Raw genomic sequence first — 12,518 nt, forward strand, 5'->3', positions numbered from 1 at the left:
ATTGGCCTGTCCACCAACCGAGCGGCCGAAGCAGCCCGAAAGCCGCTGGAAACAAGCTGCCTGATGCCCGGCATGGCCCTCACATCGGCGCGTCGGCGCAGCAGAAGGCGTTGTTCAGACTTTCCTTGAATTGATCGAAGGCGAGATTTCGAGGAACTCGCTTGACGATGAGATACCGTTTTAGGCTCAGGCGAATGTCCCGCTGACCCGCCCCAGAAGCATGAAGGCGCGGGCGGTGCGGGTTTCGGAGAGGTCGGATATCTCGGCATCCGTCGCTGTCTCGGCGAAGGTCGACACCATCCGGTCAAAAAGCCGCAGGAAATGGTGCGCCGCGTCGCGAAAGATCGCGTCCTGTTTCATCCGCGCCGCGGTGAGCGCCAGCGACGAGCGGTCGCGGATGCCGCCCAAGGCGGCGACGGCGCGGCCGCGCTCTCCGGCGGCGAAGCGGCGCCATATCTCGGGGCGGGCCATGTCGGGGCGCATATCGTCCATGTAGATGCCGTCCTGCGCCAGCAGGGTGAGCACGTCCTGCGCGGCGCGCACGAGCTGCGCGGTGGGCCGGTCCTTGAGCGCGCGGCGCAGCGCGTTGAACCCGGCCTTGTCCTCGGGGCTTTCGGGGAAATTGAGCGCGCGGATGAAATCCTCCCGATCGAGCGGCGGCGCGGTCTCTTCGGCAGGGGTGCCAAGCGGCAGCACGACCTGGCCCGAGGACGGATCGGGCGCAGGGGGCGCGGGATGGACCGGGCGTGGCGGCTCTTCGACGCGGACCGAGGAAAAGGTGGCGAGCGCCGTCTCGGTCTTGCGCTGGGCGGCCACGATCTCGTCGAGTTTCTGGGCCACGGTCTTGTCGACCGTCGCGCCGAGCGACGTGTTCTGCGCGATATAGGCCTCGCGAATGGCGTCGATGGCGGCGCGCAGCCGCGCGCTTTCCTCGCGCATGGTGCGGCTGGCACGGGCGGCGGTGGCCCCTACCCACAGCATCGCCACCGGCATGAACATCGCGATCAGCACGGTCACGAAATGCAGCGCGCGGCCCGCCGACTCGGGGCCGGGCGCGAGCACGATGAAGTAGACCGCCGCCCCGGCGAGCCAGGCCACCGACAGGATCGCGGCGATGATCTCGACCGCGGTCAGCCGCTCGCGGGGCGAGGTGGCTGCGGGACGCGGCGAGGGATCGGATGATGGGGCCATGTGCCGGGCCTTTGCCTCAGATATAGGCGATCTTGACCACCTCGTAGGACCGATCGCCGCCGGGGGTGCGCACCTCGACGCTGTCGCCCTCTTCCTTGCCGATGAGCGCGCGGGCGATGGGAGATTTCATGTTGAGCAGGCCCTTCTCGATACTGGCCTCGTGTTCGCCCACGATCTGCCATGTGTGCTCGGCCTCGGTGTCCTCGTCGATCAGGGTCACGGTGGCGCCGAACTTGATCGCGCCCGACAGGCGCTTGGGGTCGATCACCTCGGCGAGGCTGAGGATGCCCTCGACCTCCTTGATGCGACCCTCGATGAAGGACTGTTTTTCCTTGGCGGAATGGTATTCGGCATTCTCGCTGAGATCGCCATGCTCGCGCGCCTCTGCGATGGCGCGGATGATGGCGGGACGCTCGACCGACTTGAGGTGCTTGAGCTCTTTTTCCAGCGCTTCGTGACCGGCGGCTGTCATCGGTATCTTTTCCATCGCGCGCGTCCATCATCGCAAGAGGGGCCGCGAACCCGCAGCCCCGTTGGTGGTTTCCAATTGTGCGATCGAGATTGCACGAAGCGCGCGCCCGATTGCAAGAGGGGATCGTCTGGGTGCGGGTCTCGCGCGCGCGAACATGGCCGCGAACGTGACAAATTGCCGGTTTCGGCGTGTCATAACGTCGTGTTTCAATTGACGCCTCAAGCGGACGCACGATAGTCACTCTCGCAACTTTGTTGCGCGGGAGCGAGCGATCGCGGCGCGCGGCCCGGAAAGAGGATGGAGACGATGAGCGAAGCAACGCGCGAAGCGATGGAATACGACGTGGTGATCGTGGGGGCGGGGCCCGCGGGCCTCTCGGCCGCCATCCGGTTGAAGCAACTCGACGAGAGCCTCGACGTGGTGGTGCTGGAAAAGGGCTCGGAGGTCGGCGCGCATATCCTGTCGGGCGCGGTGCTCGATCCCTCTGGCCTCGACGCGCTCCTCCCCGACTGGAAGGAGCGTGGCGCGCCGCTGAACGTGCCGGTGCGCGACGACAATTTCTACATGCTGGGCGCGGCGGGCCGCGTCCGGGTGCCCAACTGGCCGATGCCGCCGCTGATGAACAACCACGGCAATTACATCGTCTCGATGGGCAATGTCTGTCGCTGGATGGCCGAACAGGCCGAGGAACTGGGCGTCGAGATATTCCCCGGCATGGCCTGCTCGGAGATGGTCTATGGCGACGGTGGCGAGGTCAAGGGCGTGGTTGCGGGCGAATTCGGCCGCAACCCGGACGGCACCCCGGGGCCGAACTATGAGCCGGGAATGGAGCTGCACGGCAAGTACGTGTTCCTCTCGGAGGGCGTGCGCGGCAGCCTGTCGAAGGAGGTGATCGCGAAATACGACCTCGCCAGCGGTGTCGAGCCGCAGAAATACGGGCTCGGCATGAAGGAAATCTGGGAGGTGGACCCCGACAAGCACCGCGAGGGCAGCGTCACCCACACGATGGGCTGGCCGCTGGGCAAGAACGCCGGCGGCGGCAGCTTTATCTATCACCTCGAGAACAACCAGGTTTACGTGGGCTTCGTGGTGCACCTCAACTACGAGAATCCGCATCTCTATCCCTACATGGAATTCCAGCGGTTCAAGCATCATCCGATGGTCGCCGACCTGCTGAAAGGGGGCAAGCGCGTGGCCTATGGCGCGCGGGCGATCTCGGAGGGGGGCTGGCAGTCGATGCCGAAGATGGTGGCGCCGGGCGTGGCGCTGCTGGGCTGTTCGGTGGGGATGGTCAACGTGCCGCGCATCAAGGGCAACCACAACGCGATGCTCTCGGGCAAGGCCGCCGCCGAGGCCGCGCACGAGGCAATCAAGGCAGGTCGCGCGAGCGACGAGCTAAGCGCGTATGAGACCGAGGTGCGCGAGGGCGCGATCGGCCGCGACCTCAAGAAGGTGCGCAACGTCAAGCCGCTTTGGTCGAAATACGGGCTTCTGACCTCGCTCACGCTGGGTGGGTTCGACATGTGGACCAACACCGCCGGGTTCAGCCTTCTGGGCACGCTGGGGCACGGCAAGTCCGATGCCGAGGCGACCGGAAAGGCGAGCGATCACAAGCCGATCGACTATCCCAAGCCCGACGGCAAGCTGAGCTTCGACCGGCTGACCAACGTGAGCTTCTCGATGACCAACCACGAGGAGAGCCAGCCCTGTCACCTGCAACTGGGCGACCCGGAGGTGCCAGTCTCGGTCAACCTACCGGAATACGCCGAGCCGGCGCAGCGCTACTGTCCGGCGGGTGTCTACGAAGTGGTGCACGAAGAGGGCAGCGATCCGCGCTTCGTCATCAATTTCCAGAACTGCGTGCATTGCAAGACCTGCGACATCAAGGATCCGAGCCAGAACATCACCTGGGTCACGCCGCAGGGCGGCGACGGGCCGAACTATCCCAACATGTGACGCAGGCGTGACCGGCGGCGGCGCGGGCGCGGGCCCGCGCCGCATTGCCTTGGGCCGGGCGGCACATTAGGTTTGTCCGGTGGTTTGTAGCAAGAAGGGGCCCCATCGTGACGCATCGCAGGTTTCTGGCCGCGCTCGCCGTTTTTGTGACGCTGGGCACGCAAGGGGCGGCGCAGGCGCCGTCGGGCGCCTATCTCGCCGCGCAACACGCCCGCGCGCAGGGCGATTTTGCCGCCGCGGCACAGTATTACGCGCAGGTGCTGACGCGCGACCCGGGCAATATCGAGGTCCTGGAGAGCGCGGCATTCGCCTACATGGCGCTGGGACAGGTGGACCGGGCGGCCGCCGTGGCCCGCAAGATGGAGGCCGAGGACGCACGGAGCCAGATCGCGCAGATCCCGCTCATCGTCGAGGCGGCGCTGGACGAAGACTGGGCCGGGCTTCTGACGCGCATCGAGGCGGGGCGCGGGGCGGGCGAGCTTGCCGACGGCATGATCGCGGCCTGGGCCGAGCTGGGGCGCGGCGACATGTCGGCGGCGCTGACGCGGATCGACGCGCTGGCAGAGGAGCAGGGTCTGCGCAATTTCGCGCTCTATCACAAGGCGCTGGCGCTGGCGGTGGTCGGCGATTTCGAAGCCGCGGACCGGGTGTTTTCGGGCGAATCCGACGGGCAGGTGCAGCGCACGCGCAGCGGCGTTGTCGCCTGGGCGCAGGTGCTGAGCCAACTGGGCGAGACGGACCGCGCGCTGAGCGTTCTCGAGGACACGTTCGGCAGCACGCCCGAGCCCGGGATCGCCAATCTGCGCGCGCGGCTGGAGGCCGGGGAAACGGTGCCCTTCACGATGGTCGAAGGGCCGCGGGACGGGGTGGCCGAGGTGTTCTTCTCGCTGGCACGCGCGCTCATGCAGGAGGCCAATGACGAGTTCGTGCTGATCTATGCCCGCGCCGCCGAGGCCATCGACCCGGACCATGTGTACGCCACCATCACCGCCGCCGAAACGCTTCAGAGCATGGAGCAATACAAGCTCGCCATCGACGCGTTCGCCAGCGTGCCGCGCGATCACCCGGCGTTCCACACCGCCGAGTTGGGCCGCGCCGAGGCACTGCGCGCCACCGGCAAGCCCGACGCCGCGGCAGAGGTGCTGGCCCAGCTTGCCGCGCATTTGCCCGAGATCGTGGATATCCACGTGGCGGCGGGCGACCTGCACCGCGAGCAGGAGGAATACGAGGAGGCGATCGCCGCCTATAACCGCGCCGTCACCCTGCTGGAAGAGCGCGACAACCCGCAATGGTTTGTCTACTACGTCCGCGCCATCGCCCACGAGCGGCTGGACAACTGGCCCGAGGCCGAGGCCGATTTCCGCCGCGCGCTGGACCTGAACCCCGATCACCCGCAGGTGCTCAACTATCTCGGTTACACGATGGTCGAGAAGGGCGTGAATCTCGACGAGGCGCTTGGCATGATCGAGCGTGCCGTCGCGGAACGACCCGACAGCGGCTATATCGTCGATAGCCTCGGCTGGGTGCTCTACCGGCTGGGCCGCTACGACGAGGCGATCGGCCACATGGAGCGCGCCGCCGAGTTGATGCCGACGGATCCTGTGGTCAACGACCATCTGGGCGACGTGCTCTGGGCCGTCGGGCGCAAGACCGAGGCGCGATTCCAGTGGCGGCGCGCGCTGTCGCTGCATGAGACCACGACCTCTCCCGATCTCGACCCCGAGCGCGTGCGCCGCAAGCTGGAGGTCGGGCTCGACGAGGTGCTGCTCGAAGAAGGCGCCGAACCGCTTCGGATGGTCGATGACGGCGGCTGACGCGGGCGTCCACGAGGCCGCCCCTGCCAAGATCAACCTCGCGCTGCATGTCACGGGCCGACGGGCCGACGGCTATCACCTGCTCGATTCACTGGTGGCCTTTGCCGATATCGGCGACCATGTGCAGGCCCGCCCCGCCACACGCACGCGGCTGCGCATGACCGGGCCGATGGCGGCGGGTGTGCCGCGCGGCGGGGAAAACACGGTGCTGCGGGCCGCTGCGCTGATCGGCGTCGCGGCCGATATCACCCTCGAAAAGCACCTGCCCACCGCTGCCGGGATCGGCGGCGGATCGAGCGACGCGGCGGCCACGCTGCGCGCGCTGGCGCGGCTTGGGGGCATCGCGATGCCCGGGGGCGTGCTGGCGCTGGGGGCGGATGTGCCCGTGTGCCTGCTGGCGCGGGCAGCGCGGATGCGCGGGATTGGCGAGGAGGTGCAGCCGGTGGACGGGCTGCCCGCGCTCGACGCGGTGCTGGTCAACCCGCGCGTGCCGGTGGCCACGCCGGGCGTGTTCGCCCGTCTCGACCGGCGCGAGAACGACGGACTGCCCGAGGTGCTGCCGCGCTGGCACGATCGCGCCGACTGCGCCCGCTGGCTCGCCATTCAGCGCAACGACCTCGAAGGCCCGGCGCAGGCGCTCTGCCCCGAGATCGGCGCGGTGCTGGAAGGCTTGCGCGAGAGCCAGGACTGCGCGCTGGCGCGGATGTCGGGATCGGGGGCCACCTGTTACGGGCTTTACCCCGACGCGATGGCGGCAACGCGGGCGGCGGCGCGGATCGCGGCGCAGCGGCCTGATTGGTGGGTGGTGGCGACGCGGCTCAGGTGAGGCGCGCGACCACGTAATCGGCAAGATGATCGAGCATGTCGCGCACCGGGTGTTCTGGCAGAACCCCGAGTGCTGTGCGCGCATCCGCGATCCAGCCCTGCGCGGCGGCCCGCGTCTCTTCGAGCGCGCCGCGCGCGTGCAGGATATCGAGCGCACGCTCGAGATCGCCGTCCTGCTGGTCGCCCTTCTCGATGGTGCGCCGCCAGAAGGCGCGCTCGCTGTCATCGGCCTGCGCCAGCGCGCGAATCACCGGCAGGGTGAGCTTTCGCTCGCGGAAATCGTCGCCCACGTTCTTGCCCGTGGCGCGCGCATCGCCCTGATAGTCGAGCAGGTCATCGACGATCTGGAAGGCGATGCCGAGCGCGTCGCCGTAATCATAGAGCGCGCGCACCTGTGGCTCGGGTGCCCCCGCGATCACGCCGCCCACCTGCGTCGCCGCCGAGAAAAGCGCCGCCGTCTTGCCGCGCACCACCTGGAGATAGAGCGCCTCTGTCGTGGCGAGGTCGCGCGCGGTGCTGAGCTGAAGCACCTCGCCCTCGGCGATGGTGGCGGCGGCGTCCGACAGGATGTCGAGCACGCGCAGCGATTCGGTCTCGACCATGAGCTGAAAGGCGCGGGCGAAGAGGTAATCGCCCACCAGGACGCTCGACTTGTTGTCCCACAAAAGGTTGGCGGTGGGCCGGCCCCGGCGGCTCGCGCTCTCGTCGACAACGTCGTCATGCAGGAGCGTGGCGGTGTGGATGAATTCCACCGTCGCCGCGAGGCGCACGTCATGGTCGCCCGTGTAGCCGCACAGGTCGGCGGAGGCGAGCGTCAGCATCGGGCGCAGCCGCTTGCCGCCCGCCTCGACGAGATGGGCCGTCACCTCGGGAATGCGGGGCGCGTGGCGCGAGGCCATGCGCGCGCGGATGAGGGTATCGACATCGCCGAGCTTGGCGGCGAGATGCGCGGCCAGCTCCTCGTGCGGTTTGGTGGCTGCCTCGTCCAAGCTCATCGGTCCCCCCGGCCCTCGACAAATCCTGCGCGGTGCCCTTATCTCGCAGACATGAGACAGCTTTACCGCACCACCGACATGGCCAACATGGCGTTTGCCAAGGCGCTGCTTCAGGGCGAGGATATAGACTGCTTTGAAATGGACGTAAACATGAGCGTTCTGGAAGGCTCGATCGGGATTTTCCCGCGCCGCCTGATGGTGGGCGAGGCCGATTACGACGCGGCGCGGACGACACTTCTCGACAACGGGTTCTCGCTTGAGGACTGAGCCGTTCGCCCGGGCCGACCTGAGCTTTGATGCCTTTCTTGGCGGACGGCTGGAGATCGCGCAGCCGCGCGCGGGGTATCGCGCCGGGATCGACCCGGTGCTGCTCGCCGCCGCGGTCCCGGCGCAGGCGGGCGAAACGCTGCTCGACCTGGGCTGTGGCGCGGGCGTTGCGGCGCTGTGCGTGGCGGCACGGGTGCCGGGTGTGCGGCTTGCGGGGCTGGAGATGCAGCCCGCCTATGCCGCGCTGGCGTGCGAGAACGCGGCGCATAATGGTGCCGAGATGGAGGTGCTGACCGGGGACGTGGCCGCGATGCCCGACGCCCTGCGGCAGCGGCAATTCGACCATGTCATCGCCAACCCGCCCTATTTCGACCGCGGCGCGGGCACACCCGCCGCCGATGCCGGGCGCGAGGGGGCGCTGGGCGAGGCGCTGCCGCTGGCCGACTGGGTCGCGGCGGCACTGCGGCGCTGTCGCCCGGGGGGGCATGTCTGCGTCATCCACCGTGCCGAGCGGCTGGCCGACCTCCTGGCGGCGATGCGCGGCTCGGTCGAGGTGCTGCCACTGATTCCCCGGCGCGGACGGGCGGCGCGACTGGTGCTGGTGCGGGCGCGCAAGGGCGGACGCGCAGGCCTGAGGCTGTGCGACGGCTGGCTGCTGCACGAGGGGCCGCGCCACGCGGGCGACGGGGAAAACCTCACACGATCAACGGCCTCGGTCCTGCGCGACGCAGCCCCCCTGCCCTTTTGCCGGTGAATTGCCGAAAATCCGATCGGAAAAAAGCCGCGCATCTCGCGGACGCAGCGTGACAGAATTGTAAAACTGTGCTGCAATTCCCATGTCCATGGGACACCCATTTCACTGAGGAGACAGCCAATGAGCTTGAGTTCGCATATCGAGGAACTGAAGAAGAAACATCACGCGCTCTCGGAAAAGGTGGAGGCGGCGCAACGCGCCCCGGGAGTGAGCTCGCTGGAACTCGCGGAACTCAAGAAACAGAAACTGAAAATCAAGGAAGAAATCGAGCGCCTGACGGTCAACGCCTGACAGGCGGCGCGGGCCGGGCGCGCGGCCCGGCCCCCGGCACGCTCGCTTGATTACGAGAAGAACTGTCCGCCATTGGCGGAGATGGTCGAGCCGTTGATAAAGCTCGCATCGTCGGAGACGAGGAAGCTCACGCAGCGGGCGATTTCCTCCGGCTCGCCCAAGCGGCCCGCCGGGATCATGCCGATGATCGCCTCGCGCACCTTTTCCGGCACTGCCATGACCATTTCGGTGGCGATGTAGCCGGGGCACACGGCGTTGGCGGTGATGCCCTTGGCCGCGCCTTCCTGTGCGAGGCTACGCACGATACCGAGATCGCCGGCCTTGGTCGCGGCATAGTTGGCCTGCGCGAACTGACCCTTCTGGCCGTTGACCGAAGAGATCACCACAACCCGGCCAAAGCCGCGCTCGCGCATGCCCGGCCAGACCGGATGGATGGTGTTGAACACGCCGGTGAGGTTGGTGTCGATCACGTCGCCCCATTGCTGCGGCGTCATCTTGTGGAAGGGCGCGTCACGGGTGATGCCCGCGTTGGCCACGACGATCTCGATCGGGCCGAGATCGGCATCGACGCGGCCGATCCCGGCCTTGGACTCGTCATAATCGGCCACGTTCCACTTGTAGGTCTTGATGCCGGTTTCCTCGGTGAATTTCGCGGCAGCCTCATCGTTGCCGGCATAGGTGGCGGCGACGGTGTAGCCGTCGGCTTGGAGCGCCTTGGATATGGCGGCGCCGATCCCGCGCGATCCTCCGGTGACGAGTGCAGTTCTGGCCATGATATCCTCCGCTATGGCTTGGTTCGTAAGTTGATTATCGGTTTGACCCGATGAGCGCAACAATGTTGCGCGGTAAATCTTCTGCGATGCAGCCAAGGCCTGCCGCTGGCCGGAAAAAAGGGCGCCGTGCGGGGCGCCCTTTGGTGATCCGTGCCCGCGTCACCGCGCGCCGGTCACGGGCGCTCGACGCAGAGCGCGACGCCCATGCCGCCGCCGATGCACAGCGTGGCGATACCCTTCTTGGCGTCGCGGCGCTGCATCTCGAACAGCAGCGTGTTGAGCACGCGGCAGCCGGATGCGCCGATCGGGTGGCCGATGGCGATGGCGCCGCCGTTGACGTTCACGATGTCGGGGTTCCAGCCCATCTCCTTGTTGACGGCGCAGGCCTGCGCGGCAAAGGCCTCGTTGGCCTCGACAAGGTCGAGGTCATCCACGCTCCATCCCGCCTTTTCCAGCGCCTTGCGGCTGGCATTGACCGGCCCGACGCCCATGATCGACGGATCGACCCCGGCGGTGGCGTAGGAGGCGATGCGCGCCAGCGGGGTGATGCCGCGGCGCTCGGCCTCGTCGGCACTCATCAGCAGGGTCGCGGCGGCGCCGTCGTTGAGGCCGCTGGCGTTGGCGGCGGTGACCGATCCGTCCTTGGTAAAGGCGGGGCGCAGCTTCTGCATGCCCTCGATGGTGGCGCCGTGGCGGATGTATTCGTCCTTGTCCACGACTGTCTCGCCCTTGCGGGTCTTGACGGTGAAGGGGATCACCTCGTCATCGAAGCGCCCGGCCTTCTGCGCGGCCTCGGCCTTGTTCTGGCTGGCCACGGCAAACGCGTCCTGCGTCTCGCGGGTGATCTGCCACTTGTCGGCGACGTTCTCGGCGGTCTGGCCCATGTGATAGCCGTTGAACGCGTCCCAGAGCCCGTCGCGGATCATCGTGTCGATGTATTTCATGTCACCCATCTTGTGGCCCGCGCGCAGATGCGCGGCGTGGGGCGAGAGCGTCATGCTTTCCTGTCCGCCGGCGCAGACGATCTGCGCATCGCCGAGCTGGATGTGCTGGGCCCCGAGCGCCACCGCCCGCAGGCCCGAGCCGCAGACCTGGTTGATGCCCCAGGCCGCCGATTCGATGGGCAGGCCGGCGTTGACATGCGCCTGGCGCGCCGGGTTCTGGCCCTGCGCGGCGGTGAGCACCTGGCCGAGGATCGTCTCGGAGACCTCGGCCTTGTCGATGCCCGCGCGCGCAACCACCGCCTCGAGCACGGCGGCGCCGAGATCGTGGGCCGGGGTGGTGGCGAACGCGCCGCCGAAAGAGCCGACAGCGGTGCGCGCAGCGGACGCGATTACGACATTGGTCATGGATATCCTCCTCCGGGATGGGCTGGCGCTTCGCGCCAGTGTTCCGGCGCGTCATAACGCAAGTGCTGCGTCGCGGCAACGGTGGTGGCCTTATGCCGCAGCCGGTTTCAGCCGGTGGCCTGCGCAAACCCGGTATCGAGCCAGGGCGGGCGCACCGTGGGCGCGCCGAAATAGTACCCCTGGAGACAGTCAAGCCCGAGCGCCGTCAGATAGGCCGCGTCATCCGCGCGCTCGACGCTTTCGGCGACGGTGACCATGTCGAATTGCCGCCCGATGCTCAGCAGCGCGGCGGCGAGCACCTGGTTGTCGGCACTGGTGGCGATGCCGCGAATGAACTGCCCGTCGATCTTGAGGACGTCGAAGAAGAAATCCTTGAGAAATCTGAACGATGTGTAGCCTGCGCCGAAATCGTCGAGGGCAAAGCCAACGCCCTTGGCCTGCAACTCGGTCATGAAGCCGATGACCAGCTCGGGCACCAGCATGGCAGAGCTTTCGGTGATTTCGAGGATCAACCGCTCGGCGATGGTGGGATCGCGCGACAGCCCCTTGCCCAACGTGCGCATCCAGCGGCGATAGCCGATGGAGCGCGCCGACATGTTGATCGACAGTCGCAGGTCGGGGTATTCGGCGAGGGTGGCGAGCCCCTTTTCCAGCGCGAGGCAGTCGATGATGCGCCCGCTCTCGCGCGTTTCCACCTGGGTGATGAAGTCGCGCGCGGGGATCACGCGGCCGGTTTCGTCGGTCACGCGAATCAACCCCTCGTAGAAGGCCGGGCGGTCCGGCTGCCCGGCGGTGACGACGGGCTGGAAGGCGAGCAGCACCTGGCGGTGGCGGATCGCCGCCTCGACCATGTCGATCACCGATCGGTCGCGGGCGGAGACGGCATAGTTGAGCGGGCTGTCCTGCCCGGCGGGGATATCCGCCCATTTTCCCTTGCGCCCCATGCCGCCCTCCGATTCCATCTGCGCTTGCAGGGTGCGCGTCCGACCTTAAGGATCGCTTAAAGCGCGCATTTGAACGATTTGCACCGGGAGGGCGGCATGGAACGCTGTGGCTGGGCGGGCGACGACCCGCTCTACATCACCTATCACGACACCGAATGGGGCGTGCCCGAGCGGGACAGCCGCGCACTATGGGAGACGCTGGTGCTGGAGGGATTCCAGGCGGGGCTGAGCTGGATCACCGTGCTGCGCAAGCGCGAGAATTTCCGCGCGGCATTAGCGGGGTTCGACCCAGAGGCGATCGCCGGATGGGGCGAGGCAGACGTGGCGCGGCTGCTGGATGATCCGGGCATCATCCGCCACCGCGGCAAGATCGCGGCGACCATCGGCAACGCGCGAGCGTGGCAAGAGATCGAGGCGGAGCAGGGCTTTGCCCGCTACATCTGGGATTTCGTGGACGGCAGGCCGGTGCAAAACCGATTCGCGACCCTTGCGGAGGTGCCGGCCGATACGGACATTTCCCGTAAACTTTCGAAGGACCTGAAACGCCGCGGCTTTCGCTTCTGCGGGCCGACGATCACCTATGCGTTCATGCAGGCGGCGGGGCTGGTCAACGACCACCTGGTGACCTGCCCGTGCCATGCAGAGGTGGCAAGGCTGGGCTGAGGGAGGGGGTGAGCTACTCCCCAATGTTTGGACAGTTTCCGGCGTAAATTAAGCTACTCTTTGCTCCTGCTGATCGGGTTGGGGGTCTTCATCCCGCAGCCGATAGACCACGGCTGGGGGTTTGCCGCCAAGGGCAGAATGCGGGCGCTTTCGGTTGTAGAACTCGATCCACTTGCCGCGACCCGCCGTGGCTTCCGATCCGGTCTCCCAGGCGTGCAAGTACG

Annotated in this window: 13 protein-coding genes and 1 pseudogene; 7 read left to right on the plus strand and 7 right to left on the minus strand. The window is 67.4% G+C overall.

The window, feature by feature from the left end; all coding sequences use genetic code 11:
• Nucleotides 1-186: 186 nt before the first annotated feature.
• Nucleotides 187-1,191 carry a hypothetical protein gene (locus tag C6W92_RS14550; RefSeq protein WP_129434430.1) on the minus strand — a complete coding sequence of 335 codons (1,005 nt, stop codon included), beginning with the start codon at nt 1,189-1,191 and terminating at the stop codon, nt 187-189.
• A gap of 16 nt (nt 1,192-1,207) precedes the next feature.
• On the minus strand, nt 1,208-1,678 hold the full coding sequence (gene greA / locus C6W92_RS14555; protein ID WP_129434432.1) for a transcription elongation factor GreA: 471 nt from the start codon (nt 1,676-1,678) through the stop codon (nt 1,208-1,210).
• Between the two features lie 291 nt (nt 1,679-1,969).
• On the opposite strand from greA, the gene C6W92_RS14560 reads away from it, so the two are divergent.
• The 3 genes from C6W92_RS14560 (at nt 1,970) to C6W92_RS14570 (ending at nt 6,259) form a co-directional block, all read left to right on the plus strand.
• Entirely contained in the window at nt 1,970-3,619 is a 1,650-nt protein-coding gene (locus C6W92_RS14560) for an electron transfer flavoprotein-ubiquinone oxidoreductase (RefSeq protein ID WP_129434434.1), read from the plus strand.
• Between the two features lie 107 nt (nt 3,620-3,726).
• Nucleotides 3,727-5,433 (plus strand): tetratricopeptide repeat protein, encoded by a 1,707-nt coding sequence (locus C6W92_RS14565; RefSeq protein WP_241691174.1) that lies wholly within the window; start codon nt 3,727-3,729, stop codon nt 5,431-5,433.
• Nucleotides 5,420-6,259, plus strand: coding sequence for a 4-(cytidine 5'-diphospho)-2-C-methyl-D-erythritol kinase (locus C6W92_RS14570; RefSeq protein ID WP_129434438.1), 840 nt, complete (start codon nt 5,420-5,422; stop codon nt 6,257-6,259). The genes C6W92_RS14565 and C6W92_RS14570 overlap by 14 nt, the downstream gene beginning before the upstream one ends.
• Here the strand turns inward: C6W92_RS14570 and C6W92_RS14575 are convergent.
• The gene (locus C6W92_RS14575; RefSeq protein WP_129434440.1) at nt 6,252-7,253 is read right to left on the minus strand and encodes a polyprenyl synthetase family protein; all 1,002 of its coding nucleotides are present in this window, start codon (nt 7,251-7,253) and stop codon (nt 6,252-6,254) included. The genes C6W92_RS14570 and C6W92_RS14575 overlap by 8 nt on opposite strands.
• A 51-nt stretch (nt 7,254-7,304) precedes the next feature.
• Between C6W92_RS14575 and C6W92_RS14580 the strand changes: the two genes are divergently transcribed.
• From C6W92_RS14580 to C6W92_RS14590, 3 genes are all read left to right on the plus strand, one after another.
• Entirely contained in the window at nt 7,305-7,520 is a 216-nt protein-coding gene (locus C6W92_RS14580) for a DUF2007 domain-containing protein (RefSeq protein ID WP_104019208.1), read from the plus strand.
• Nucleotides 7,510-8,274, plus strand: coding sequence for a methyltransferase (locus tag C6W92_RS14585; RefSeq protein ID WP_129434442.1), 765 nt, complete (start codon nt 7,510-7,512; stop codon nt 8,272-8,274). The genes C6W92_RS14580 and C6W92_RS14585 overlap by 11 nt, the downstream gene beginning before the upstream one ends.
• 120 nt (nt 8,275-8,394) lie before the next feature.
• A complete protein-coding gene (locus C6W92_RS14590) occupies nt 8,395-8,565 on the plus strand; it encodes a DUF465 domain-containing protein (protein ID WP_129434444.1) in 171 nt (56 codons plus the stop codon).
• A 50-nt stretch (nt 8,566-8,615) separates the two neighbouring features.
• Here the strand turns inward: C6W92_RS14590 and phbB are convergent, their stop codons facing one another.
• The 3 genes from phbB to C6W92_RS14605 form a co-directional block, all read right to left on the minus strand.
• Nucleotides 8,616-9,338 carry an acetoacetyl-CoA reductase gene (gene phbB, locus C6W92_RS14595; protein WP_129434445.1) on the minus strand — a complete coding sequence of 241 codons (723 nt, stop codon included), beginning with the start codon at nt 9,336-9,338 and terminating at the stop codon, nt 8,616-8,618.
• A gap of 173 nt (nt 9,339-9,511) precedes the next feature.
• The gene (locus tag C6W92_RS14600; RefSeq protein ID WP_129434447.1) at nt 9,512-10,687 is read right to left on the minus strand and encodes an acetyl-CoA C-acetyltransferase; all 1,176 of its coding nucleotides are present in this window, start codon (nt 10,685-10,687) and stop codon (nt 9,512-9,514) included.
• A 107-nt stretch (nt 10,688-10,794) separates the two neighbouring features.
• On the minus strand, nt 10,795-11,631 hold the full coding sequence (locus C6W92_RS14605) for an EAL domain-containing protein (RefSeq protein WP_129434449.1): 837 nt from the start codon (nt 11,629-11,631) through the stop codon (nt 10,795-10,797).
• Nucleotides 11,632-11,727: 96 nt separating this feature from the next.
• On the opposite strand from C6W92_RS14605, the gene C6W92_RS14610 reads away from it, so the two are divergent.
• Entirely contained in the window at nt 11,728-12,294 is a 567-nt protein-coding gene (locus tag C6W92_RS14610; RefSeq protein ID WP_129434451.1) for a DNA-3-methyladenine glycosylase I, read from the plus strand.
• A gap of 48 nt (nt 12,295-12,342) precedes the next feature.
• Here the strand turns inward: C6W92_RS14610 and C6W92_RS18005 are convergent.
• A pseudogene (locus C6W92_RS18005) lies at nt 12,343-12,516 on the minus strand (integrase core domain-containing protein); the annotation flags it as partial.
• Between the last annotated feature and the right edge of the window lie 2 nt (nt 12,517-12,518).

The organism is Roseovarius sp. A46 (assembly GCF_004126395.1).
Taxonomy (GTDB): domain Bacteria; phylum Pseudomonadota; class Alphaproteobacteria; order Rhodobacterales; family Rhodobacteraceae; genus Roseovarius; species Roseovarius nitratireducens.